23 protein-coding genes and 1 pseudogene are annotated in these 25,942 nt (G+C 45.7%); 9 read left to right on the top strand and 15 right to left on the bottom strand.

The annotated features are described in order from the left end of the window. The first annotated feature begins 163 nt into the window (after positions 1 to 163). Positions 164 to 673: a hypothetical protein gene (locus C7Y66_RS20800; RefSeq protein WP_015152502.1), complete on the top strand. Its 510-nt coding sequence runs from the start codon at positions 164 to 166 to the stop codon at positions 671 to 673. 326 nt (positions 674 to 999) lie between these two features. Further along, positions 1,000 to 1,284: a tetratricopeptide repeat protein gene (locus tag C7Y66_RS20795; RefSeq protein ID WP_106547052.1), complete on the top strand. Its 285-nt coding sequence runs from the start codon at positions 1,000 to 1,002 to the stop codon at positions 1,282 to 1,284. Positions 1,285 to 1,368: 84 nt separating this feature from the next. Here C7Y66_RS20795 and C7Y66_RS20790 read toward each other — a convergent pair whose 3' ends face one another. The 6 genes from C7Y66_RS20790 to C7Y66_RS20765 all read right to left on the bottom strand — a co-directional run bounded on the left by C7Y66_RS20790 (position 1,369) and on the right by C7Y66_RS20765 (position 10,660). Next, on the bottom strand, positions 1,369 to 2,586 hold the full coding sequence (locus tag C7Y66_RS20790; RefSeq protein WP_106547051.1) for an acetate kinase: 1,218 nt from the start codon (positions 2,584 to 2,586) through the stop codon (positions 1,369 to 1,371). A gap of 117 nt (positions 2,587 to 2,703) precedes the next feature. Beyond that, positions 2,704 to 3,399, bottom strand: a complete 696-nt coding sequence (locus C7Y66_RS20785) for a bifunctional 2-polyprenyl-6-hydroxyphenol methylase/3-demethylubiquinol 3-O-methyltransferase UbiG (RefSeq protein WP_106547050.1) — start codon at positions 3,397 to 3,399, stop codon at positions 2,704 to 2,706. A gap of 157 nt (positions 3,400 to 3,556) precedes the next feature. Beyond that, positions 3,557 to 4,195: a histidine phosphatase family protein gene (locus C7Y66_RS20780; protein WP_106217233.1), complete on the bottom strand. Its 639-nt coding sequence runs from the start codon at positions 4,193 to 4,195 to the stop codon at positions 3,557 to 3,559. Positions 4,196 to 4,263: 68 nt separating this feature from the next. Next, complete coding sequence (gene gap, locus C7Y66_RS20775; protein ID WP_233222773.1) at positions 4,264 to 5,331, bottom strand: type I glyceraldehyde-3-phosphate dehydrogenase; 1,068 nt, start codon at positions 5,329 to 5,331, stop codon at positions 4,264 to 4,266. A gap of 34 nt (positions 5,332 to 5,365) precedes the next feature. Further along, entirely contained in the window at positions 5,366 to 7,939 is a 2,574-nt protein-coding gene (locus tag C7Y66_RS20770) for a glycogen/starch/alpha-glucan phosphorylase (RefSeq protein ID WP_106547048.1), read from the bottom strand. Between the two features lie 234 nt (positions 7,940 to 8,173). Further along, positions 8,174 to 10,660 carry a phosphoketolase gene (locus tag C7Y66_RS20765; protein ID WP_106547047.1) on the bottom strand — a complete coding sequence of 829 codons (2,487 nt, stop codon included), beginning with the start codon at positions 10,658 to 10,660 and terminating at the stop codon, positions 8,174 to 8,176. A gap of 387 nt (positions 10,661 to 11,047) precedes the next feature. Between C7Y66_RS20765 and C7Y66_RS20760 the strand changes: the two genes are divergently transcribed. From C7Y66_RS20760 to asnB, 6 genes and pseudogenes are all read left to right on the top strand, one after another. Then, on the top strand, positions 11,048 to 11,641 hold the full coding sequence (locus C7Y66_RS20760; RefSeq protein WP_106547046.1) for a MarC family protein: 594 nt from the start codon (positions 11,048 to 11,050) through the stop codon (positions 11,639 to 11,641). Positions 11,642 to 11,920: 279 nt separating this feature from the next. After that, positions 11,921 to 12,067 carry a hypothetical protein gene (locus tag C7Y66_RS20755; protein ID WP_199197543.1) on the top strand — a complete coding sequence of 49 codons (147 nt, stop codon included), beginning with the start codon at positions 11,921 to 11,923 and terminating at the stop codon, positions 12,065 to 12,067. A gap of 67 nt (positions 12,068 to 12,134) precedes the next feature. Continuing rightward, complete coding sequence (locus tag C7Y66_RS20750; protein WP_106547045.1) at positions 12,135 to 13,343, top strand: FAD-dependent monooxygenase; 1,209 nt, start codon at positions 12,135 to 12,137, stop codon at positions 13,341 to 13,343. Between the two features lie 12 nt (positions 13,344 to 13,355). Continuing rightward, positions 13,356 to 14,129, top strand: coding sequence for an aspartate/glutamate racemase family protein (locus C7Y66_RS20745; RefSeq protein ID WP_106547044.1), 774 nt, complete (start codon positions 13,356 to 13,358; stop codon positions 14,127 to 14,129). 110 nt (positions 14,130 to 14,239) lie between these two features. Next, positions 14,240 to 15,256, top strand: a pseudogene (locus C7Y66_RS20740) (ABC transporter ATP-binding protein). Between the two features lie 174 nt (positions 15,257 to 15,430). Then, positions 15,431 to 17,491, top strand: a complete 2,061-nt coding sequence (asnB, locus tag C7Y66_RS20735; protein WP_106547043.1) for an asparagine synthase (glutamine-hydrolyzing) — start codon at positions 15,431 to 15,433, stop codon at positions 17,489 to 17,491. Positions 17,492 to 17,647: 156 nt separating this feature from the next. Here the strand turns inward: asnB and C7Y66_RS20730 are convergent, their stop codons facing one another. The 6 genes from C7Y66_RS20730 to yqeK form a co-directional block, all read right to left on the bottom strand. Further along, positions 17,648 to 19,072, bottom strand: a complete 1,425-nt coding sequence (locus C7Y66_RS20730) for a DUF697 domain-containing protein (RefSeq protein ID WP_106547042.1) — start codon at positions 19,070 to 19,072, stop codon at positions 17,648 to 17,650. A gap of 123 nt (positions 19,073 to 19,195) precedes the next feature. After that, positions 19,196 to 19,744: a group I intron-associated PD-(D/E)XK endonuclease gene (locus C7Y66_RS20725; protein WP_106547055.1), complete on the bottom strand. Its 549-nt coding sequence runs from the start codon at positions 19,742 to 19,744 to the stop codon at positions 19,196 to 19,198. A gap of 455 nt (positions 19,745 to 20,199) precedes the next feature. Further along, positions 20,200 to 21,153, bottom strand: a complete 954-nt coding sequence (locus C7Y66_RS20720) for an asparaginase (protein WP_015152486.1) — start codon at positions 21,151 to 21,153, stop codon at positions 20,200 to 20,202. Between the two features lie 144 nt (positions 21,154 to 21,297). Then, positions 21,298 to 21,798: a CGLD27 family protein gene (locus tag C7Y66_RS20715; RefSeq protein WP_106547041.1), complete on the bottom strand. Its 501-nt coding sequence runs from the start codon at positions 21,796 to 21,798 to the stop codon at positions 21,298 to 21,300. Then, the gene (gene rsfS, locus C7Y66_RS20710) at positions 21,795 to 22,247 is read right to left on the bottom strand and encodes a ribosome silencing factor (protein WP_106547040.1); all 453 of its coding nucleotides are present in this window, start codon (positions 22,245 to 22,247) and stop codon (positions 21,795 to 21,797) included. Before rsfS ends, C7Y66_RS20715 begins: the two co-directional genes overlap by 4 nt. Before the next feature lie 112 nt (positions 22,248 to 22,359). Beyond that, a complete protein-coding gene (yqeK, locus tag C7Y66_RS20705; protein WP_199197542.1) occupies positions 22,360 to 22,995 on the bottom strand; it encodes a bis(5'-nucleosyl)-tetraphosphatase (symmetrical) YqeK in 636 nt (211 codons plus the stop codon). A gap of 204 nt (positions 22,996 to 23,199) precedes the next feature. Here yqeK and C7Y66_RS20700 point away from each other — a divergent pair, with 204 nt between their 5' ends. After that, a complete protein-coding gene (locus C7Y66_RS20700) occupies positions 23,200 to 23,976 on the top strand; it encodes a 7-carboxy-7-deazaguanine synthase QueE (RefSeq protein WP_106547039.1) in 777 nt (258 codons plus the stop codon). 23 nt (positions 23,977 to 23,999) lie between these two features. Here the strand turns inward: C7Y66_RS20700 and C7Y66_RS20695 are convergent, their stop codons facing one another. The 3 genes from C7Y66_RS20695 to C7Y66_RS20685 all read right to left on the bottom strand — a co-directional run. Beyond that, entirely contained in the window at positions 24,000 to 24,644 is a 645-nt protein-coding gene (locus C7Y66_RS20695; protein ID WP_106547038.1) for a DUF3318 domain-containing protein, read from the bottom strand. Positions 24,645 to 24,732: 88 nt separating this feature from the next. Next, positions 24,733 to 24,987, bottom strand: a complete 255-nt coding sequence (locus C7Y66_RS20690; protein WP_106547053.1) for a TIGR02450 family Trp-rich protein — start codon at positions 24,985 to 24,987, stop codon at positions 24,733 to 24,735. Between the two features lie 58 nt (positions 24,988 to 25,045). Then, a partial coding sequence (locus C7Y66_RS20685) for a WD40 repeat domain-containing protein (RefSeq protein ID WP_146149832.1) occupies positions 25,046 to 25,942 on the bottom strand: 897 nt, incomplete at its 5' end.

The raw sequence follows: 25,942 nt of genomic DNA, 5'->3' as shown, positions 1-25,942 counted from the left end.
TAATTTATATTTGAGTACCTATCAATTAGTTAAGCTAAAGGTAATCGGCAATTAGTAATTGGTAATTGGTAATTGGTAGCTGGTTGCTAGTCACTGATAACTTTGTAGAGACGTTACATGTAACGTCTCTACACCGATAAATCATTCAATTAGGGGATTTGATATGACTGTTGCATCAACCACTCAATTGAAGCGACCCATTTGGCATACTGTTGTCATCTTGACTTTGGGGCTTTGGCTTGGTGGTAGCTTGCTTTTAGACTGGGTAATTATGCCTAGTTTATATGTATCTGGGATGATGACTCAACCTGGATTTACATCAGCAGGCTATTTCATGTTTTGGAATTTTAATCGGATTGAATTACTTTCTGCTGCCTTGGTATTGACAGGGGTTTTAGCACTCGGCAAATCGCAATTATATCATGCTAATTTGGCTTGGAAAGCCGCAATTTTATCTTCGCTGTTGCTAGCGATCGCCCTGATTAATACTTATTTTCTCACTCCCAATATGTGTGCTGTGGGAATGCCGCTGAATGTATTTGAGTCCGTTCAGGAAATTCCTTCTGTGATGAATCAATTGCACGCTGGTTACTGGCTGCTAGAAGCTGTGAAACTTTCGGTTGGTGGTACGTTGTTAGTTTGGTGCTTCCGCCAAAAAGCTGAAGTTAACTAATTTGACTTAGCAGATTTTCCTAGTAGGGTGGGCAATGCTCACCCTACTTTTTATTTAAGATTTATTACTATTAATTAATTAACATTATGTTATTTGGCTTTGGATGGCAAAGAAATGAAGCGATCGTCTTCGATTGAGCTTGGCGATCGCTGAGAGTAGGTCACTTTGGACTCAAATTTAAAGAAATTGTATCGAGAGGAACATACTTTCTTCGAGTTAGAATGGTAGATTTTTGTTTCTAGCTACTTAATTTTTTGCGTCACCTTGTTGTAAATTCTTCAACATAGCAAAGAAATTTTTTAGCTGCAAACCTGCGAGGAATAAACATGAAAGTTGTTGAAGAAGCGATGACTGCTGAAGACTTCATGAAGCAAGCAGCAGCTAGGGCTGATGGTGGGGATTACGTAGGAGCTATTCAAAGCTACGACGAAGCAGTAGTTATGAATCCTGAGAATGCTAGAGCTTTTGGCAATCGCGGCTTTATGAGGTTAAATTTAGGCGATCGCATGGGTGCGTTGTCAGATTTTCGTGCTGCCGCAGAACTCTTCCTCACCCAAGGCAGAATGGCTAATTATGAGATGGTGTTGGACTATATCGAGAAGATGCAGTAGATAGGTAGTTGGTAAGAAAGTGGTGCGTGGTGCGTGGAATATTTGCGACTGGCGACTCCTGTAGGGGCGCACAGCTGTGCGCCCCTACGACTCTCGATTCAACAGATTCCAGCAAGATTGAGCGATCGCCCAATCTTCTTGGGTTTGGACGACTAAAACGCGGATCTTTGAATCAGAGGTGGCGATGTCTGCATCATTGGGGGAAGCTTGATTTTTACTGGGATCGAGTTTCAATCCTAGAAATTCAAAAGCTTCACAGGTGGCTGTACGAGTTAGAGGGTGATTTTCTCCCACCCCAGCAGTGAAGACAAGTGCATCCGTTCCTGACAAGGAAGCTAGCATCGAACCGATGTGCGATCGCAGGCGATGAATATAAATGTCAAATGCTAATTTGGCGCGATCGTTTCCCTCGGCGATCGCTTGGCTGATTTGGCGCATATCCCCACTTATACCAGAAACGCCTTTCAGTCCCGATCGTTTATTGAGCATCTCGTCTAACTTTTCAGTATCGTAACCCTGTCGCAATAGATAGATAAGAATGCTGGGATCGATAGAACCCGATCGCGTCCCCATCATCAATCCCTCTAAGGGTGTAAACCCCATCGTCGTATTGATGCAGATCCCATCGCGGATTGCGGCTAAAGAACAACCGTTACCTAAATGACAGGTAATTAATCTGAGGGAATTAGGTTTACCCAACAAATAAGCGGCGCGACGGGACACGTATTCATGACTGATTCCGTGAAAACCGTAACGGCGAATTCCTTGTTCGGACAACTCGTAAGGGATGGGGTAAACGGCTGCACTAGGGGGAATGGAACTGTGAAAAGCGGTGTCGAATACTGCTACTTGCGGTACTTGTGGTAAAGTCTGCTCGATCGCCTCAATCCCCTCTAAATTGACGGGATTGTGTGCGGGTGCAAGGTTTGCTAGTTCTTTTATCGCTGCTTTCACCTCGGGAGTGATGCGAGTTGGCTGAGAGTAATGCTGTCCGCCGTGAACGACACGGTGTCCGACGAGTTGGATTTCAGCTAAATCGGAAATCACCTGTGTCTCGCCTTGCATTAAAGTATCGAGCATTTGAGCGATCGCCTGCTGTCGTTCTTTGACAGGAATTTCTGTTTTTATCGATGCTCCACGATCGGTTTTTACCTTGAGTAAGCCGACTTTCGATTTTCCCGTCCAGTCTATCGTGGCTTCCCACAGTGGCTCAACTGGTTGTTCTAGAATTCCATCTCCCGTAATTTCGTAGAGACAACTTTTTTGGCTGCTCGATCCGGCGTTGAGTACAAGGATTTTCATCAGTCAGTTATCAGTTAACAGTTATCAGTTAACAGCGATCGGTCTTCCGACTTAAATTTCACTCGGATTCTAGATTTTCGGCAGCAATTTGTTGAGTGTCTAAAGATGTATATAGCTCTAAGATTCTGCTAGGACTAATAGCGAGTATCCTCCTAGTAGCCGTACTGTAACATCTGGGGCGATCGCATGTAAAATTTTTCGCGGTAGACTTAGCGATCGCGCTTTAAAGGATTTCGGGCGATCGACATGCTCGGCGGTGTAGCAATAATCTAAAATTTTGTAGCCAGCGTCTTTCAAAGCCAAAAGAGCTGTATCTTTCATAAAGTAGTGTATATGACCGACGTTTTCTCGCATCCACAAAATCGGTTCGGCTCGCAGAACAAATTGAGCTGACATGTCGAGAGGAATATGAAAAATTTTATATTTAGATTTGGGTTTTAACTGTCTTAAAAAATTTAAATAGTCTTCTACATGCTCGAACACGTCGATACAGAGTAAAATATCGAAAGGATCGATCTCTATTTTAGTTATATCCTCACAGGCAAAAGATAAATTTTGATTTTGGCGCTGTCGAGAAAGTTGAATTGCGTGAGGTGAGATATCATATCCTTGAAATCTGACCTGCTCTGGTAAGGATAACTGGAGTTGTCTTAAAATCTCTCCAGCACCGCAGCCAATTTCACAAATAGAACGAGGATTTAACTGATTTTTCTGAATTATACTCAGAATTTGCTGGGCTTTCCAAGGGGAATCTTCAACACCATAAGATGGATTATTTTCAAGGTAAGTTCCATCGACATAAATAGTTTGCATAAGCTCTATTTGGATTTAATTGTGAGTGAATTTTGACCTCGGACTTACTCAAGCGCGCAAAATTGAAGAGAAAGAGCGATCGCGAATGTTTCAAATCTTAGTTTAGGGAAAATACCCAGAGCAAAAATGAAATATTTATAGATATATTTGTCGATTATTACGTTCCTGGTAAATTACGTAATTCTGCATCTAGATGATAGCGATCGCCCAACACTTCCAATAAAGGACCGTGTACGTCAAATTTGACAATACTAACAGAAGCAGCTAAAGCAGTAATGCGATCGCGATAACGTCCGACATCGATCCCCAATAAACTGCAAAGAATAATCCTAATCGTGGCTTTGTGAGAGACGATCAAAACATTGCCCGTAGGACATTTAGCTTCAATTTCAGAAATAACAGGCATAGCACGGCTGGCAATTTGGACACCAGTTTCACCTTCAGTCGGCGGATTCCAAGCTGGTTCCGTCAACCATCGGACGTAATCTTCTTCGTAATGTTGCTTGACAAATTCCAGCGTTTGTCCTTCCCATTTGCCGTAGCGAATCTCCTTCAATCCGTCGCGCAATTGCATATCCATCGCGATCGCATCACATAGAGGTTTTGCAGTTGCGATCGTGCGTTTCATCGGACTGACATAAACCGCCGTCCAAGGCAGAGAACGATAAGTTTCGCCAAACGCCTTTGCCATCAACATCCCTTCTGGGGTCAGTTCTGGGTCAAGCTCGCCACAAAAACCTCCCGTGCGGCTGTATTCTGTTTCTCCGTGTCGCAGCAAGTAGAGTTTGAGACTCATGTTTTGATTGGTAATGGGTAATTGGTAATGGGTAGTTGGTAATGACAACTACCAACTACCAACTACCGTTAAGAAACAGCAACCAAGGGGCGATCGCCTGTTAATATGCCTTCTTTCTGTGCCATATAAAGCATCAGATCGAGGACGCGACAGGAGTAACCCCACTCGTTGTCATACCAGGAAACGACTTTGAAAAAGTTGGAATTCAACTCGATACCCGCGCCAGCGTCAAAAATGCTAGAACGAGCATCGCTACGGAAATCCATCGAGACAACTTCATCTTCGGTGTAGCCGAGAATGCCTGCTAAGCCATTTTGGGAAGCTTCTTTCATTGCCGCACAGATTTCTTTGTAGCTAGTGGCTTTTTCTGTTTTGAAGGTCAAATCGACAACGGAAACATCGGGGGTAGGGACGCGAAATGCCATCCCCGTCAGCTTACCCTTAAGTTGAGGCAAAACTAACGCTACAGCTTTCGCCGCCCCAGTCGAGGAAGGAATGATATTTTGAGCTGCCCCGCGTCCGCCGCGCCAGTCTTTTTTACTAGGACCATCTACTGTAGGTTGGGTAGCGGTCATAGCGTGTACGGTGGTCATTAAGCCTTCTGTCAAGCCGAATTTGTCATCAATCACTTTCGCGATCGGAGCCAGACAGTTAGTGGTACAGCTAGCATTAGAAACGATCGCATCTTTTTGCGGATCGAATTTGTCGTGGTTCACACCCACCAACAGCGTTGGAACCTTGTCTGGGTCTTTAGTAGGAGCAGAAATGACTACCCGTTTTGCCCCTGCTTTAAGGTGATTGGCTGCACCATCGTAAGTGGTAAACAAGCCTGTAGATTCCACAACATAATCTGCACCCAAACTGCCCCAAGGTAACTCAGCCGGGTTTTTGATTGCCGTACAAGGGATAAACTTGCCATCAATGACGAGTCCATCTTCCTTCGCCTCCACCCGACCGCTGTAAGTGCCATGAGTGGAGTCGTATTTAAACAAATAGGCAAGATTATCGGGGGGAACGAGGTCGTTAATCCCGACAATCTCCACTTGCGGGTTTTGCGCTGCTACCCGCGCTACTAAACGTCCAATCCGACCAAAACCATTAATGCCAATTTTTAACATAAGTTTGTCATTTGTCATTTGTCATCTGTAGTGAGTAGTCACTGGTCACTGGTCACTGGTCACTGGTCACTGATAACTGGTCACTAGTCACTGTCCCAAACCAACCATCGCCAGTTTTTTCTGCTGCCAATTGTACCGGAACGGATTGCACTTTCCAGATCTGCTGGCAGTACTCGCGGATGGCACGGTCTGAGGAAAATTTACCCATGCGGGCTGTATTTAAAATTGACATTTGCAACCACCGATCGCGATCGCGGTATGTCTGAGATACTTGCTGTTGGCAATCGATGTACGGTTGGTAATCTGCCATTAACATGAAGGGGTCTTTGTCAAGTAACAAGTCTACTAGCGGTTTGAATAAGCTGCGATCGCCGTGAGAAAAGTATCCAGAGGCGATTTGGTCGATTGCTTGTTTCAATTGCGGGTTTTCTTTGTAATATTCCCAAGGGCGATATCCGGTTAATCTTAAAGCACCAACGTCCTCTGTTGTCAAGCCAAATAGAAAGAAATTTTCTGCCCCCACAGCATTGCGGATCTCGATGTTCGCGCCGTCGAGAGTGCCGATTGTCAATGCCCCATTCATGGCAAACTTCATGTTACCCGTGCCGGATGCTTCTTTACCTGCGGTGGAAATTTGTTCGGAAAGGTCGGCGGCGGGATAGATGGGTTGGCTATTTTTGACGTTGTAATCTGGTAAAAAGACAACTTTCAAGCGATCGCCAATATCTGGATCTTTGTTGACTACTTCAGCTACGGAGTTGATCAGTTTAATTATCAACTTGGCGATGTAATAACCAGGGGCGGCTTTGCCAGCAAAAATTAGGGTACGAGGCGTAACATCTATACCTGGATTTTGCTTGATTTGGTTGTAAAGAGTAATTGCGTGCAATATATTCAGGTGTTGGCGCTTGTATTGGTGAATGCGCTTGACTTGGATGTCAAATAGCGAGTCGGGATCGACTTTAACACCCGTGCGATCGAGTAAAATTTCAGCGACGTTAACTTTATTTTCCCGCTTGATCTGCTGCCATTCTTGCTGAAACCCTGGATCTTCAGCGTAGGTTTCTATTCGTTGTACGTCTTCTAAATGTTTGATCCAATTATCTCCGATACAACTGGTAATCAGATTTGTCAGTTTGGGGTTACTCAAGACAATCCAACGACGGGGAGTTACGCCATTTGTGACGTTGGTGAATTTTTCAGGGAAAAACTCGTAAAAGTCTAACAGCGTGGTTTTTTGTAGCAATTCGCTGTGGAGTGCTGCGACTCCGTTAATTTTGTGGCTGCCAACGCAGGCGAGGTGTGCCATACGGACGAACTTACCATCGTTTTCGTCAATTAACGATAGCCGTCCGATCCGTCCTTCATCCGTACCAAATTTATGCCGTACCTGTTCTAAAAAGCGCCAATTAATTTCGTAAATGATTTCTAAATGACGGGGAAGAAGGCTGCTAAATAACTTCAGCGACCACTTTTCTAAAGCTTCTGGCAGTAAAGTATGGTTAGTGTAACCAAAAGTTTTCTGGGTAATTTCCCAAGCGGGTTCCCAGCCCATTTCGTGTTCGTCTAACAACAATCGCATCAATTCGGCAACTGCGATCGCGGGATGGGTATCGTTGAGTTGAACGGCGAATTTTTCGTGGAACTGTTCTAAGGGCAATTTCTGCCGGATCATAATCCGCAGCATATCTTGTAAGGCGCAGGAAACAAAGAAATACTGCTGTTCTAACCGTAATTGCTTACCTTCATAGGTTTCGTCATTAGGATAAAGTACCTTGGTTAAGTTTTCCGAGGTAACTTTTTGATCTACCGCACCGTAATAATTCCCGCGATTAAAGGCTTCAAAATCAAAAGATTCTGGTGCTTCGGCTTTCCACAATCGCAAGGTGTTAGCTGTGTTGACCTTGTAACCCAAAATCGGCGTATCGTAGGGAATGCCCAGGACAACTTTGTGAGGAATCCAGCGTACCTGATAGCGTCCTTGAGCATTTTTATGTGCTTCGGTACGTCCGCCAAATTTCACCGAAACAGCCCATTCTGGACGAGCAATTTCCCAGGGGTTGCCATAGCGCAGCCATTTATCAGTTTTCTCAACCTGCCAACCGTTACGAATCAGTTGGTCGAAAATACCAAATTCGTAGCGGATACCATAGCCAAGGGTAGGAATTTCCAAGCTTGCCAAGGAATCGAGGTAACAAGCAGCTAAGCGACCCAAACCCCCATTGCCTAACCCTGGTTCCTCTTCTTTTGCCAGTAATTCTTTCAGATCGAGTTTTAACTCGGTCATGGCTTGCTGCACTTGGTTGTAAATGCCCAAATTAATTAGGTTATTACCCAAATGCGGACCCATCAAAAACTCAGCTGAGAGATAGGCAACAGTACGCGATCCCTGCTGGGTGTAAAGTGCGGCTGTATTGACCCAACGTTGCAGGAGGCGATCGCGTACTGTATAGGCAAGCGCCATGTAGTAATCGTGTTTGGTGGCAAGCGCAGGAAACTTGCCTTGGACGTAGAATAAGTTGTCTAAAAACGCTCGCTTCAGGGTTTCAACCCCAATCCCCGTGCGATCGTCTTCGCATTGCATCCCCGTGTCTTGACCTTGCAGTTGGGGTTCTTGGATTTGCATATTCGATCCCTATTAACTGTCTCCTGCTATTAACCTTGCCCGATTTTTACTACTACAAAAGTCAAAATGATTACAAGGGAAGTCAAAAGTTAAAAGTCAAAAGTTAAAAGTCAAAATTCAAAATTTCCTGACCTTGGTACGGGGGGATTTTGAACCAGGATGTTTTGTCTTGGCTGTGATTCCTGCGCTAAACCCGCCCCTACGAATTGCGAATTGCAAATTGCGAATTGCGAATTATTTCCTCGCTGCGCCTTCTTCTCCTTCTAAAGATGGAGTAACGCTAGCATTATCGCGTTGGGTATCGATCGCCCCTTTCTCAGCAGGAGAACCGCTGTAATATTGCCATACCCACTGGCGAATTTCCGCCATGTCTTCGCCATATGTGGAGACGTAATGCCTGTGTTCTATCAGTTTGTCTTTCAGCATTTGCTTGACGTAAGCTGCTTTAGATCCCAATTTCGGCACGCGATCGATCGCATCCATGACTAAATGGAAACGGTCTAAGTCGTTGAGGACGACCATATCAAAGGGTGTGGTTGTCGTTCCCTCTTCCTTGTAGCCGCGAACGTGTAGATTGCGGTGGTTGGTGCGGCGATAGGTGAGGCGGTGGATCAGCCAGGGATAGCCGTGGAAAGCAAAAATAATTGGCTTATCGGTGGTAAAGATGCTGTCAAAGTCTTTATCTGTTAAACCGTGGGGGTGTTCGGTGTTAGGCTGCATTGTCATCAAATCCACCACATTCACCACCCTGACTTTCAAATCGGGGAAGTACAGCCGCATCATGTCTACTGCTGCTAAAGTTTCCAGGGTGGGAATATCCCCCGCACACGCCATGACTACATCGGGTTCGCTATCTTTGTCGTTACTCGCCCATTCCCAAATTCCAACTCCTTTGGTACAGTGCTTGACTGCTGCATCCATGTCGAGATATTGCAAGGCTGGCTGTTTTCCGGCGACGATGACGTTGACGTAATGACGCGATCGCAAACAATGATCGCCGACTGAGAGTAAAGTATTAGCATCGGGGGGTAAATACACCCGAATCACCTCAGCCTTTTTATTCATGACGTGATCGATAAAACCTGGGTCTTGGTGCGAAAAGCCGTTGTGATCTTGTCGCCAGACGTGGGAAGTCAAGAGGTAATTGAGGGAGGCTACAGGTCTGCGCCAGGTAATGTGACGGGTTGTTTTCAACCACTTGGCATGTTGGTTAAACATCGAATCGATGATGTGGATAAATGCTTCGTAGCAAGAAAATATTCCATGCCGTCCGGTCAGCAAGTATCCTTCTAACCATCCCTGACAGGTATGTTCGCTCAAAATTTCCATTACCCTGCCGTCAGGCGATAGTTGTTCGTCTTCTGGTAAAATGTCTGCCGTCCAAGTTCTGTCTGTGGCTTTAAAAACTTCACCCAAGCGGTTAGATGCGGTTTCGTCGGGACCAAAAATTCGGAAATTCTGGCTTTTTTCGTTAAATCTCAGAATATCCGCCAGAAACTTACCTAAAACGCGGGTAGCCTCAGATGTTGTCGTACCTGGATTTTTTACCTCTACTGCATAGTCGCGGAAATCTGGCATTTTCAGATCTCGCAACAAAATTCCGCCGTTAGCGTGGGGATTGTCTCCCATCCGCTGTTGTCCGGTGGGTGCGAGTGCGGCTAATTCTGGGAATAACCTACCTTCTGCATCGAAGAGTTCTTCGGGTTTATAACTCTTCATCCACTGTTCTAGCAATTGTACGTGTTCTGGCTTACTAGACATTTCGGAAAATGGGACTTGGTGCGATCGCCAGGAATCTTCTGTTTTCTTGCCGTCCACTTCTTTCGGTCCCGTCCATCCTTTGGGCGATCGCAAAATTATCATCGGATATTGGGGGCGATCCGTAAAACCTTTCGTCCGTGCTTCGTGTTGAATCGCTTTAATGTCCTCTACCACCCGATCCATCGTCGCCGCCATCAGTTGGTGCATGGTAGCGGGATCGTCACCCTCGACGAAATAGGGTTTGTAACCGTAGCCGACGAACAAGCTTTCCAACTCTTGATGACTCATCCGCGCCAACACTGTAGGATTGGCGATTTTGTATCCATTCAGGTGCAAAATCGGTAACACCGCACCATCTCGGACGGGATTGAGGAATTTATTACTATGCCAACTCGTAGCTAAAGCACCCGTTTCCGCTTCGCCATCACCCACGACACACGCCACAATTAAATCGGGGTTGTCAAATGCAGCACCGTATGCATGGGAAACAGCGTAACCTAATTCACCCCCTTCATGGATCGAACCAGGGGTTTCAGGTGCAACGTGGCTGGGAATACCGTAAGGGAAGGAAAATTGTTTGAAGAGTTGCTTCATTCCCTCAGTATCTTGAGAGACATTGGGGTAATATTCGCTATACGTCCCTTCTAAATAAGTGTTGGCAACCAAACCAGGTCCACCATGACCGGGACCAGCAATGTAAATCGTGCTCAGGTCATATTTTTTGATAACGCGATTGAGGTGAACGTAAATAAAATTTAAGCCCGGTGTCGTTCCCCAATGTCCCAACAATCGTGGTTTAATATGTTCTAGCTTCAGCGGTTCTTTCAGGAGTGGATTGTCTAGTAGATAGATTTGTCCGACTGAAAGATAGTTAGCTGCACGCCAGTAAGCATTCATCTTTTGCAGCTCGTCAGCAGTCAATGAACCTGTCTGTGCTGTAGGAGCGGGTGCTTGAACCATGATGAATTGTTACCCTATTATTTCAAGGTTTTCTACTAAATTCTTTCAATTTCAGAATTGTTTGTTTTCTCTCTAAAGGACGATCGCGATCGCTCTAACTTTCAAAATAGTGAATTGCTCTGATTTTTTTCAGTATAGAGCCAAACCAAAAGATGTTACCCTTCTTAAGCTTTTATTAATTCAGTTATCAGTCATCCAAAGGATTGCAATGGCTTTGATAAAATTAAGTTTAATTGATTGTAAAGTGTTAAAATTTACCCAAGAATCAAGAAAATAATCAAAACATGTTGTATTTGCGATCGCTCCCTTCGAGAATTGGAAATAGTATTTAAGTGACATGTAAAATCTGTCCGCTGCATAACTGTTAGCTGTTAACTGATAACTGATGTGGATATTTCTGTATTTATTAAAACTTTTGTAGCTGTATTCGTGCTAGCGGATGCTTTGGGCAATGCACCCGTGTTTCTGATCTTAACTAAAGGGATGGAACCAGAGCAAAGAAATAGCGTGATAGATCGGGCGAGTTTGGTTGCAACCGGGGTATTGCTGGCGTTTGCCTTTGGTGGTCAATGGATTTTAAGATACTTGGAGATTAGTCTGGGTTCCCTGCGGGTAGCTGGCGGATTATTGCTGCTGTTGATTGCGTTGAAAATGCTCGATGGAGACATAGACACGCCAATGGTAGACCAGCAAAGGGATGTAGCGATTACCCCCCTTGCCTTACCACTTTTAGCGGGACCAGGAACGATTACAACTGTGATGTTATTAATGTCTGATTCTCCCAACGCTCATATTAGCGTGGTGATAGGAGTTGTTGCCGCAATGTTCGTGACGTGGTTAATCGTGCGTCAGTCAGCATTCGTAGATAAATGGATTGGTGCAGAAGGTGAGGTGATTATTACTCAGCTTCTAGGATTTTTATTGGCAGCTTTGGCAATTGAGATTGGTAGTACGGGGATTAAGGAGTTGTTTTTGAGTTGACAGCGTTTAAAACTCAACTTTCGTTGCTAATTTCTTTGCTAAAAATAGCCTAGATGCAAAATATGGGAAATTCCGCAAGCATCTAGCTAGAGATTTCAATCAATCTTGACGCAATTTAGAATAGTCTGCATTTATTTTTTGCCGTAATCTTGCACGTATAATATACGGCTGAGATTAGCTATTTTTGATTTGTGAGGACAGAGCAATATGCTATTGCAAGCTCTTTTCAAAGTAAAAGAACTGAAGCCACATTTGTATTAAACCAAGGTATATCTTGTCATGACAAAGTATCCCAAAGGCTACCCGTTTGTGCCTCGCTGTCAATTTGCGATCGCCCAATGTCACAATGAAGATCCGCCCTTAGAAACAGTGGGCGACGGACATCAAGCTGCTTGTTGGGTAAAACCAGTTATCAGTGACCAGTGACCAGTGACCAGTGACCAGTTATCAGTTATCAGTTATCAGTCAACCAACAACTAATGACCAATGACCAATGACCAATGACACTCAAGTGATAATTGTCGGGGCTGGACCTACTGGCGCAACGCTGGCGCTACTGCTTGTAAAACGCGGCATTACGGTCAAGCTAGTTGAAGCATCTCGTAACTTCCGCCGAGCTTTTCGCGGTGAAGGACTAATGCCTAGCGGATTAGATGCTTTGGAGCAGATGGGCTTGTCCTCTATGCTAGAACGCATTCCGCATCAAACTTTAAATGCATGGGAATTTTTAATTGAGGGGCGATCGCTGTTTCGCGTTGACGAACCAATAGAATCGGGTGGTAAGCCCTGTACTCTCGTTTCACAGCCAGCCCTACTCAAAGCACTAATCGATGAGTCAAGCACTTATGCTAATTTTGAGTTCGTGCAAAATGCTCCCGTGCAAGATTTATTGTGGAGAGATGGACGGGTTTCTGGCGTGAAGCTAGGAAGCGGCGAAATTTATGCCGATTTAGTGGTTGCTGCTGATGGTCGCAATTCTATTGTGCGGCAACGAGCCAATTTGTCTTTAGAGCAAAAGTCTCAAAGTTTCGATATTCTTTGGTTTAAATTAGCAGATAGTCCGCATTTTGAGTCGGAAAATATCTTTTATTCAATATTGCAAGGTCATCATGCATTTGGTTTGTTTCGTTCTTCAGAAGGAAATTTACAGCTAGGCTGGGCGCTGCGCGATCGCGATTCTGTAAACTGGAAGCAAGTTGATGATTGGTCTGAGATACTTGCATCTGCGTCACCGCCTTGGTTGGCAAAGCATTTGAGACAAAATGCCAAAACTATCGATCGCCCCGTTCTATTATCTGTTGTCGTTGGGCGCTGTTTGCGCTGGTATACACCAGGTTTACTCTTGTTAGGCGATGCGGCTCATCCCATGTCACCAATCCGCGCTCAAGGTATCAATATGGCTTTGCGGGATATCATTGTTGCGGCAAATCATTTAGTTGGGTTGTTGCAAGAAGCAGCAGAACATACGGCAATTGATGCAGCATTGCCAAAAATTCAAGCCGAGCGGGAGCCGGAAATTATTCGCGTGCAGCAACTTCAATCTCAAGAAGCGGCTCAGGCTGATTTACTAGAGAAAAGCGCATTCATACGATGGGGCGCTAGCTCGCTAGCTCCATTGTTGCGCTACCCTATTCGTCAGTCTTGGATTGCTCGTCAGCGCCAGTTACGCCAAGGAGTAACGCGAGTAGAGTTAATTGTTTAGGGTGGTGCAATCATGAGTCACGCACAGCAGCCACACGAAGTCATTCCGATAAAAACTATCGGTATTCTGGGTGGAATGAGCAGCCAGGCAACAGCTGAATATTATCGCCTAATCAATGCTGGAATTAATCAAATTCGTGGTGGTTGGAATGCGGCTGAATTGCTAATATGCAGCGTAAATTTTGCCAATATTGAAGCGTTTGTGCGACGCGAACAATGGGATGATGCCGCAAATTATCTTGTTGACAAAGCACTTAAGCTAGAACAAGCTGGTGCTGATTTTATTGTCATGGCTACGAACACTCTACATCGAGTTGCGCCACAAATTGAAGCAGCCATTGAGATCCCCTTAATTCATATTGTTGATGTTACTGCTGCTGAAATTAAACAGCATGGCATCACAAAAGTTGGCATACTGGGTACTAAACCCGTCATGCAAGCAGATTTTTATCGCGATCGCTTCAAATTACATGATATTGAATTAATCACACCGAGCGATCGCCAATGTCAAATTATCGATACCATTATCTTTAACGAGTTGGTTCATCGCATCATTCAGGATGAATCGCGCCAAATCTACATCGAGATTATGCAGGAATTAGGCGATCGCGGCGCTCAGGGAATGGTTTTAGGTTGCACTGAAATCTCATTACTGGTTGAACCAGCAGATTTCCCCGATTTACCCTTGTTTGATACCACTGCTTTGCATTGCCAAAAAGCAGTTAATTTGGCATTAGAAATCGAATTTTTACCAATCAGAACGATGAAATATAGCAATCCTAGATAACTCTGAAATTGATTGTCCATGTAGAGACGTTACATGTAACGTCTCTACATAGGAAACGCTCACAAACCAATTTGATTGCTATAGTTGTTTACCCACCGCAGGAAAAACCGATGGTGCAATCTCAAACTAGCGCAAATCAAACTGATAGAAAAAGCGCGACGCTACTCAAAATTCGCGATTTACAGGTTTATTTTCCAATCCACAAAGGTATTATTCTCCAAAAGCAAGTCGGTTGGATTAAAGCTGTGGATGGTTTGAGTTTTGATATTAAACGAGGAGAAACTTTAGGACTTGTAGGAGAATCTGGCTGTGGTAAAAGCACGACTGGGAGAGCAATTCTACAGCTAATTCCTCCTACTCACGGACAAGTTTACTTTGAAGATACAGAACTAACCAAGCTTACAGGCGAACAGTTGCGACAAATCCGACAGCGGATGCAAATGATTTTTCAAGATCCCTATGCATCCCTCAATCCTCGCATGACAGTAGGTGATATTGTTAGCGAACCACTAGAAATTTTTGGTTTAGCCACAGGACGAGACAAACAACAGCAAGTCAACCAATTATTAGAAATGGTGGGCTTAACTCCAGAGTTTATCCACCGCTACCCGCATGAATTTTCCGGCGGACAACGCCAGCGAATCGTCATCGCCCGTGCTTTAGCCGTGCGTCCCGACTTTATCGTTTGCGACGAACCGATCGCGGCGCTTGATGTTTCCATTCAAGCCCAAATTGTCAACTTGATACAATCTCTACAAGCAGAATTAGGACTGACTTATTGATTTATTGCCCATGACTTAAGCGTAGTTCGGCATATATCCGATCGCATTGCCGTGATGTATTTAGGTAAAATTGTCGAACTTGCCGATCGCATTGCCCTCTACGAAAATCCTTTACACCCGTATACTCAAGCCTTACTCTCAGCTATCCCAATTCCCGATCCAGAGATAGAAGCAAAACGCGATCGCATTGTCCTCCAAGGCGACGTTCCCAGTCCCACAAACCCGCCTTCTGGCTGTCGCTTTCACACCCGTTGTCCCATCGCTGTAGATATATGCAGTCAACAGGAACCAGAATTTAGAGATGCAGGCGGCGGACATTACGTTGCTTGTCATTTAGTCGAGTGAGTAGTGGTACGGGCGCACAGATGTGCGCCCGTACAGTGAGTAGTAGAAATACCAACTACCAACTACCAATTCCCATTCCTGTTCCCTAAGATACATTACAGACTGTCACTCGAAACTTAAGATAGTCTCCCAAGACAGATTTGAGTGCAGTATACGGAGTACAGGAGACAAGCCATGTGTGGCATTGGTGGCGTAATGAATCGCGATCCGTCCCGTCCGGTCGATCCAAACGTCTTGGTAGCGATGGCAGCAATCCAAAGTCATCGCGGTCCCGATGGATGCGGTTGGAAAGTGGTAGACGATTCTCGTTCCGAGACGCTTTGCGAACGCGGCGTTGGCTTTGCCCATGCTCGTCTTGCTATCATCGATCTCAATCCCGAACGAGGACGACAGCCATTTGTCTCGGCTGACGGTCAGCATACAATCGTCCACAATGGCGAGTTTTACGACTATAAGCGTCTGCGTTCCGACCTCACTTCACGCGGTTATCGCTTTGCCACCAAGAGCGATACAGAATTAACATTACATTTAGCAGACAGATACGGATTAGAAGGTGCATTACCGCATCTGCGCGGCGAGTTTGCTTTTGCATTTTACGAAAAAGCAGCAGATCGATTGACATTGGTACGCGATCGCTTTGGGGTGAAACCTTTATACTGGGCGCAGACACCAGAAAGTTTCGTCTTTGGTTCGGAAATTAAAGTTGTATTCGCACACCCAGACGTACAGCGCCAGATTTCTTCCCAAGGTTTGTATCACCAATTGATGCAACTGATGGTTCCTGGTACAAGTGCGTTTGAGGGAGTTCGCGCCGTCCAACCAGGACAAATGGTAATTGTAGAACGACAAAACGGACAGTTACGAGTGCAGACTAAGACATATTGGGATTTGAATTTCCCTTTGTTGAGCGATCGCCACTCTTCACAACCAGATGAATTCTACATCGAAGAACTGCGCCGCTACTTTATCGAAGCAATTCAATTAAAACTAGAAGCTGACGTACCCGTTGCTTGCTATCTTTCCGGTGGAATTGATTCTTGTACGATTTTGGGAGTCGCCGCCGCTTGTCAGCAGTCACCTGTCAAAGCGTTTACAGTCGGTTTCGACGATCGCGATTACGACGAAACGGCTATTTCCCAAGAAATGGCGCAGGCTGTAGGAGCCGACCAAGATATCGTTACGGTACAAGGGGGACAGCTATACGAGCATTTTGCCCGTGCGATCTGGCATACCGAACGTAGCATCTACAACACGTTTACAATTGCTAAGATGCTGCTGAGCGAACACGTCCACAATGCAGGCTACCGCGTCGTACTAACGGGGGAAGGCTCAGACGAGTTATTTGCTGGCTATCCCCAACTGCGACTCGATATGATTTTGCACGGAATGCAAGATGCATCTCCCGCCGAAAGAGCAGATTTAGAAGATTGGTTGCAGGCAAGCAATCGCATATTTAAAGGTAATTTGCTGGCAGAAAAACCTTTAGACGATCCGGCACTGACAGACGCAATTGGGTTTACACCTAGCTGTCTTCAGTCGTGGTTAACTGCGGCTCATTCTGTCCCTGCCTTAATGCACTCAGATCGTCGCGCCGCGACTCGCGATTATTCCCCAGGAGAGGCGATTGCCTCTGTCCTCGATCGCAGTCAAATTCAGGGTCGCCACCCCCTTGACAAAGTGCAATATATATGGATAAAAACTCAGTTTGAGTCGCAAGTTTTAGGTTGGGCAGGCGATCGCGTTGATATGGCGAATTCAATGGAAGCGCGTCCACCATTTCTCGATCATCATTTCGTCGAATTTGCCGTGACGTTACCCCCACTGATGCGTTTTCGGGGGCGCAAAGATAAATTCGTGTTGCGCGAAGCCATGCGCGGACTGTTACCTAAAGCGCTTTACGAACGACAGAAGTTTGCATTCATGGCTCCTCCAGCGCATACAGATCTGGCAAAACAAAAAGCAATGCGATCGCTAGCCGATGACTTCTTATCCAAACAGGCGATCGAAGCAGCTGGATTATTAGATAACGCAGCCGTGCAACAAGTTTTACAACAGCACGGAGACAGTAATACGTCAGATTCAGAGCGGACAAAACTAGACGCAATTATCAACCACATGCTGAGCGTGCAAATGCTCCATCAACATTTTGTCGCTACAGACGTACCAAAACAAGCCCGCGATCGCGCTAGGGAATTGGGTTGGCAGGTGCAGCAGCCAACATTAGCCAACGCATAACGCATAAATGTGTAGGGGCGGGTTCACCGAAAATCTCTACTTACCAATTAAGATCTCAATAAACCCGCCCCCGCAGAAATCGCGATCGAACAGCATAAACATGTAGGGGCGCACAGCTGTGCGCCCCTACAGATCGTAATATTACCGGATTTAATATCAGGATTGTTTCAACTGTGGTTGGGGAGCTGGTAATAACCTTCCCAATCCCTGTTTAACAAACCCTTGCAAGAAAGCCACCTGCTGATTTTGTTGGAAGACATTTTGTAAAGTCTGTCCCAACTTATCCAAATTCAATCCCGACGCTGAATCGATCGCCTCTTCTTGTTGTTGGAAGTATTCGATCAGACTACAGCCAGCTAAGCGAGTTAAATAAGCGGCGCTAACTCCTTGCACGGCTCCACCTGCTACAAAGGTGACAGCATTAGTTTTTAAAACAGTGCTAATGGCTTTCGTAGAAAGTTCTACTAAACCCAATTTCAACATCAAACTTCCCATCGTTCCCGCTACAGTTTGCGCTTGCTCAAACGAGAATTTTTGCTGGTAGACTGCACCTAATTCCATCACCAATTGAGCGTTAATTGCTGCTGTTGCGAGTAAATCTAAAGCTGGAACTGGGTTAGCAAAAGCGGCGGCGGCGGCGATCCACTGGTATTGTTCCACTACTGGGAGAGCGCGATCGCGTCTAATTCCATCTAGAATGACTTTGCCTTCTGCTTTCAATTCTTCAGCTTGGCGTTTAGTAGTTGCCCATACCAACTGCTGTGCTTCTTGCTGGAGAATATATTCTAAACGTTGCCTTAAAGCAGAAATTTCCGGTAAACGCTGTTCCAACCACTCCTCTACCGCACCATCAGTTTGATGCTGGCGCACTTTTAACGGATTAGGTGCAGATGCGATCGCCACAACGTCTTCTGCTGCTAGCATCGGCTGCATTTTTTGCTGAAGCGAGTATAAAACGGCAGCGCGATCGTCTGGTATGTATTGGTCTTGTTTATTAAAAACCAGTACGATTCGAGCATGGTTCGCTAGCAGTTGTTGCAAGACTTGATATTCTGAGTCTGTCAAATCTCCCGACGCGACAAATAGAATTAAGTCAGATGCGATCGCGCTTTGCAAAGCTTCTGCATCAGTTTTAGTTTCAACTTCGCTAAATAAAGCTGCTGTTTCGCTCAAACACAGCTTTCGCTCTTGTGGCTGTGTTTCTAGAACTTGTAATAATGTCGTCTTACCGACAGATTTACCACCAGTAATAGCTAAATTAATTTCTTGGCGATCGATCTGCGCTTCTAACTGAGCGATTTTTTCCCGCAGTTCTGGAGTAGGATGATTTTCAGTTTCTAGGCGATCTGCCACTACCTGTACTTGTGCGATCGCTTTTTCTACCGTTTCGCGATTGACGGGTAATTCTTGCACCTGTTGTTTAGGGCGATATTTCCCAAATAACCATAAACACAGGATGATGGCGATCGCACCCATCAAGCTAAACTCACCCAGATGGGCTAAAGATTCTTGCCACCCTTGCAAAAACCACAGAGCAAAGGCTAAACCAACACCACCGATTAAAATTGGACGCTGCAACATACCAGCCACACTCGCAACATCTCTAGTCTAATGATTTCCCACATTAAAATAGCATTCTAGATGGCTCTGGACGTGCGGAGTTTACTATACTTTGCGATCGGTCGAGTGCCAGCTACTGGTTACCTATGATACTTGAGTGCTCGAAACAATAGAAATTTCATTAGTGGGAACTCCGAATGGCGTTATCTCACTAACAACAGCTTCCTCAACTGAGTCAAGAGGTTGCATATCAGCTTCATATTGCCAAACTTTCTGTAATATTAAATCCCAAGCATCGCGATAATTTGCAGAACGAGGTTTTCTCTGTCGCTTATCAGCTTCAACTAAATGAATTTCGCTACCATACTCGATAAATACATCTACTGGAAATACATAGAACAGGTCAAGGTTTTCTATATAGATTAGAGCAAAATCAAAGTCTGATTGCTTGTACGCTTCTCTAAGCATCAGTCTTCGATTTGTCTTTGTCCGACGATTATCTACAACGTAATTACGCGAAGGCGAGTCAAACCAGGCATACTTTACCTGAATTTTAACCAGACCTCCACTAACATCAAACACTAGATCGTATGGCAACCGATCGCCAATAGGTTTTAAAACTCCCCAGCCGCGTTTTAAAGCATGAAGAACTGCTGCTTGTTCTGCTATGTCTCCTTTTAGCTTGGTATCCATTTGAATAATTTCTAGCCGCTCAAACAGCATAAAACAAAACCCTGCAACTTTTTACATTGCAGGGTTTTATCTTTTAAATTGGTGGCGGGAAGTGGATTTGAACCACTGACCTTCGGGTTATGCTTACCATCTACAGCTTTCACTGCCTGAATTAACTAGCTTTTAGTTAACCAGTTTGTGGTCTGGACTGTCCCTTCATCCTCGGCTTAACGTTAGGATGCCTGCCTTCCAGTCTCTACACCTTCTCTCTTGCGAGAGCTTGGTTCGGGATTACCGCGCTAATGGCTTCCCCGAGTTTGACAGGTAAACGCACGCAAATTTCTTTACGTACCGCCCATAGCAAAACTAACTGCTAAGCACTTAGTTAATCTTGCATGTTGAGCCCGACGAGCTACCAGGCTGCTCTATCCCGCGTCAACTTTTCTAGTATAACCACAAGTTTTGGTAATTTGCAACTATAACAGCGACAATTCTCCTAAAACCTCTAGGCGCTTGAATTTACCAAACTCCATAAAGCTTTCAGCTAGGGTTTCTGCGGCTGAAGGACTGAGCCAACCCATTTGCTTAAGCAAGTGAATCGCTACAGCGTGTTTAGCGCGTTTAGAACCGTCGATCGCCTTGATTGCCAACCCCATTCCCTCGCCGACTCTACCAATACACTGCACGCCTTCTGCACCCGCCTTACTAACGAGTTCTCCTTGCGTCAGACGCATAATTTCCGTGTCGAATTCTCCTTCCCCTGCAATCAAGGTGGGATGATAGGTCATAGCACGCACGATCCGTTCCAGATCCAAGCTGCTACCAGAAGCAAGCTGAGCGTATAAGGCTGCCATTTGTCCCAACTGCATAAAATAGGTAGGCGCACCACAATCATCGTGAGCGCAGATAAATTCCTCAGCAGGCATCCGTAGCATTTCAGCTACTTTAGTCAGAATTAACTGCTGTACGGGGTGGTTGCGTTGGAGATAGCTATTGAGCGCCCAACGGCGTTGCTGACACACGGCTAACATTCCCGCATGTTTGCCAGAACAATTGTATTCTAGGGGGCTGCGCTTACCCGCAGGCGTGGGACATTGCAATGCCGAGGGATCGATATCTGCTCGCCAAAGAATATTAAAGACTTGTCGCACTTGGGCGATCGCGGCTTTATGCGAACTACAAATAATCGCTAAATCTCGATCTGTGAGATTGTAGCGTTCTAAAGTGCCTGTTGTTGTCACGCCTAGTGCTTGAAATGGCTTGAGAGCAGAACGCACGAAAGTTGCTGTTTCCGCATTGCCAGCCACAGATAGCACCCGTCCTCGGTTGTCACAGACAACTGCTTGGACGTGATGGATCGATTCAACGATTCCTTCCCGCAGCAACCGGACTTCCAGTTCTGCGGCTTGAGTTCTTTTTCCCCTTGTCATGGGTTAGAATGTATCACCTTTTTGGTAATTTGATAATTGGTGATTGGTAGTTGGTGAGTTAGGCAAGAGGCGAGAGGTAAGAGGCAAATTTTGACTTTTAACTTTTGACTTTTGACTTCCCATTACCTATTACCCATTACCGATTTATAAAAAATACCAGATTAAGCCCCCAGACAGGAGAAAGAAACCCAGCCACGCAAAAGTGCGGCGGAGTCTTTGCAGGATTGGTTTAACTTGGTAGCTGACAATGAGCCGATCGCGGGTCAGAATTTCTAGTGGTTTCGTCCAGTTTTGACCGTCGTACCAACCTGTTTCCTCATAAAAGATCGTCTGATTCATCAGGCGATCGCGCACGTAAGACCAACCGAGGTACATCCGGGCAACTGCCAAAATTACCCCCAGACTCGCACCCAGCGTGCCGCATAGCAAGAATTGCGTTGCGTGTTTGATGGGTGGAAAACTAGCAGCGGCAATCGGTCCTGCTACAATCCACGACCACCCCCAAACCCACAGTAGTTTGCCAACATACTGCCGTAATTCTAAAGTGGCAGTCCGAAAAAAACCGGATGATTTGAGCTGTTCGTACTCATTGAGCGGTTGTTGTTCGTCAGGAACTGGACAGACAGAAACAGGTGATTCCATCATTTTGTTGTTCTCCCATCGCCACTGGCGGTTGGAAAATCGAGCCGTTCGGCATGACCCCAGAATGCTTCTAAATTATAGAACTCTCGTTCGCTGGGCATCATAATATGAACTAAGACATCGCCATAATCTTGTAACACCCAAGTTCCTTCATTCTTGCCTTCCGTCCGCAGTAGCTTTCTGTGCCATTCTTTGACAACTTTGTCTTCAATTGCATCTGCGATCGCCCTTACCTGTACCCTAGAATATCCTGTGACAATTGCGAAGTAATCGGCTAAGTAAGAAACATCAGCGACATGCAACAGGACAATATCACCTGCTTTGCGGTCGGCAGCAGCCTCCGCAATTGCCAAGGCTAATTCCCGACTCTCATCGGCATGAGTAGCACTGACTTTACTAGAGTTCAGAAAAGCGGACTGAGAGATTGAATTTGCTTGGGTATATTCAGACATTAAACCTCATTTTTCTAGCTATGTTTGACAAATCAATTATCTAAAACAACAGAGCAACTATGCTCATAATAATTATCAAATGTACAACTTCAGACAGAGCGAAACTATTTCTTCATTTAAGCATGTGCTGAGAGTGTTGCTTGCTTTTTACCCAGTTAAGAAACCAATTTCGAGTCGCGATCGTGCGTGGATGAATTAAACAACGAGTCTCTATTAAAAATTTTAAAGAATAATCGCAGGTACGCCAAACAGCTTGAGATAAATTTTGACAACTCATCTGTCGTAAAGCTTGTAACTCAGGGGTATCGCCTCTACCTGGCTCAATGCTATCGGCTAGAAACACAATACAGCTCAATTCCGTCATTTCTGGTCTGCCCAAAGTATGATTGGCGATCGCCTGCAATACTTCTTCATCTTGCACCCCAAAAGTATCTCTAGCAACGATCGCGCTGACATCGGCATGTAACAAATGAGGATGCAATTCCATCACGGGATCGATCTCTAACCCCTCAGCGCGCGCCATTTCCAGCAGCTGAGCGGGCTTAAAATATTTTGCCAAGTCGTGCATTAGCCCCGACATCGCCGCCTTCTCCACATTTTGACGGTGATGCTCAGCCAACTCCACCGCCATCTGCTCTACCCTAAGAATATGGTCGATGCGGGACCGCGGTACGTGTTCTGACAGCCAGCTTAAAACCCGTTCGCGCTTGACCGTAATGTACTCCGAGTTATGGTTGAGATTTAGCACAATAAGAGAGTTAATCTCGACTCAATTCCCAATCTCATTGTAGCGAAGCCTAGTAATAGGAGCGAGAGCGAAAATCTGTCTTTGTACCTTTGCGCCTTTGCACGCCAGTTGCTACAACGGAGGGAACCTCCGCAACGCACTGGCTCGTCTTTGCACGACCTAATTTAAAACTTTAACTTTTACGCTACTGCCCCATTCTGACCCATGACAACCGCTCGTCTCATCGAAATCTTCTCCGCCATTCAAGGTGAAGGATTAAACGTCGGCACGCGCCAAATCTTCATCCGGTTCGCGCTATGCGATCTACGCTGCCATTTTTGCGATAGCGCCCATACTTGGAGCGTACCATCAACGTGTCGCGTAGAGCGATCGCCTGGACTGCGAGACTTTGAAACCCACCCTAACCCCGTACCGCTCAATACTCTATTAACTTGGATAGAACGGCAAAACTCTCCAGGCTTACACGATAGTATCAGCCTTACAGGAGGCGAACCATTACTACACGCACCTTTTCTAGTAGAATTCTTACCCCTCGTACGTCGTGCCACTGGACTACCCATCTATCTCGAAACGGGAGGTCATCGTCCGCAACAACTGCAACTCATCCTACCTTACCTTGACTCAGTAGGCATGGATCTCAAACTACCCAGCGTCAGTGGCGAAGATCGCTGGAACGAACACGCAGAATTTTTGCAAGCCTGTCACCAAGCAGACGTAGAGGTATTTATCAAAGCGATCGTCTCCAGTCAAACCGATCTCGGAGACTTAGCCAAGGCAGCTAAACTAGTTGCATCTGTCAATCCAGAAATTCCTGTATTTCTACAACCCGCTACCCCACTCACACCATCCCAGCAGTTCGGAGGCATTCCCATCCAAGCACCCACTCCAGCACAAGTATTGCATTGGCAAGCCATGATGAAACGAGAACTCAAACGAGTCCGGGTTATTCCCCAAACTCATAAGATGCTGAACCAGCTATAAAGGCGCAAATCGCGCCTCTACAATCACATCATTTCTTCTGATGTAGCTCTTGTTTTGGCTTTTGCCTTGTTAGCACTACGCTTGAGTGCCTGCAAGCGACCTTCATATTTCGCTTTTTGCCGCTTGCCTGGTGCTTGCTCGATTAAAGTTTTTAAAGCACTACCAAGACTCTTGTATGCATTGGGCAGAGTATAACCGAAACGAGTTGCCAAGGCGATCGCCTTTTCGTCCGCCTCTATTGCCTCTTTGACCTGCTTTTCGCCATTATTCTTTTGATATAGCCGATATCCCGACACGCCGCACAGCGCCACTGCTAGCAACAATAACAAACCATCCTGTACCCAAAGTTCGCCTACCGCGCCACCCAAACCAATTGCCAGCGCTGCCATTTCCCAACCATCTTTGGGAATGGTGTCATTTTGAATTCGCGCCACTTCGTGCCAAAATAGCAGATTCCGCTGATCGATCGCCAGCGCATCCCACTTAATCAAATCGATTTGAATTTCCACCTGATCGCTGCCAATTTCTTCACTCCGAATCAGGGGTGGGTTAACTTCCGTCGTTCCTTCGACAGTTACCCAACTTTGCAGTTCTGGGGGCAGTATACCCTTGAGTCGCCGCAATTCGCTCATTTCGGCTTTAGCCGAGGAGGTTGCATAGGATGTCATAAACAGGATTCCAACAAGTGGCTAAGAATGCTTCTACTCTCATTTTGGAGTATAGCGAATCACATCGTCTAAATTTTGGGGAAACCCTCTACACGTCGGCAGTTTTTAATTCTGCCATCTCTTGTAGAGATTGCCAGCCAGCCAGCCACTGGGAACGATCCTTTAGCAAATTCGCATTGATCCAAAACCTGGCTTCAGGATCGCAGGCGGCGACCATTTCCGCAAACACCCACTTGCCTTGATTTTTGCGATTGACCACTTGAAAGTGCCTCCAGCCGAACATTTTTTGCTGGGAAGTCCATTTGGAACCAACGAGATAGGGGAATTTTTGCTTTTTGGGCATGGATAGCACGGAAAAACGTTGCAGAGACACAACGTGTCGCGTCTCCATAACTCTTAGTTTAGTGACATTGCCAGATTTTTACAGTGTTGTCAGCACTACCAGAAGCGATCGCCTGTTCGTCAGGACTCAGAGCAATTGACCAAATGGCATCATCATGGCTGCCGATAGTCTTGACAAATTTACCATTTTCAGATTGCCAAACTTTGAGCGTTTTATCGCCACTACCACTGACAATAATTTTCCCCAACGGACTTAAAGCCACACCGCTGACACGGCTGGTATGACCTTCTAGCGTGTGAGTTAGCTTACTATCATGCCACATCTTAATCGTGCCGTCTTCGCTGCCAGAGACGATGGTGCGTCCATCTTTACTAAAAACAATCGATCGCACCCATCCAGAATGTCCGGTCAGATCGCCAATCCATTTTTCTTTGTATAAGTCCCACAAACGAATAACTTCGCCGCAACCTCCAGCTAACACTTTGCCATCTGGACTATTGGCAACTGACAATACATAACCGGGGTGTCCTGTCAAGGTGTACATGAGATTACCTGTATATAAATCCCACAACTTCACCGTGCCATCGTCACTCCCGCTAAAAATCACCCTACCATCACGACTCGTAGCGATCGCGCTGACTCCATTCGCGTGTCCGGCTAGAGTTTGAATCAGTTTGCCACTATTCACGTTCCAGATCTTGACAGTTTTATCGGCACTGCAACTGACGAGAGATTTGCCGTCAGGACTAAAAGTCAATCCCCGCACCCAGTTGCTATGGTCTCTGAGACAGTAAACTAAACTGCCGCTATCCAACTCCCAGATGTTAATCGTTTTGTCCGCACTGCCGCTGGCGACTAACTGTCCGTCTGGACTAATGGCAACTGCTCTAATCTGTCCCGAATGTCCGGTTAGGGTATGCACGCACTGCCAATTTTTAATTTCTACAGGTGGCGG

The sequence above is a fragment of the Chroococcidiopsis sp. CCALA 051 genome (assembly GCF_003015105.1).
GTDB lineage: Bacteria > Cyanobacteriota > Cyanobacteriia > Cyanobacteriales > Chroococcidiopsidaceae > Chroococcidiopsis > Chroococcidiopsis thermalis.
The sequence above is the reverse complement of the archived record's forward strand: the minus strand, read 5'-3'. Positions and strand labels throughout refer to the sequence as shown.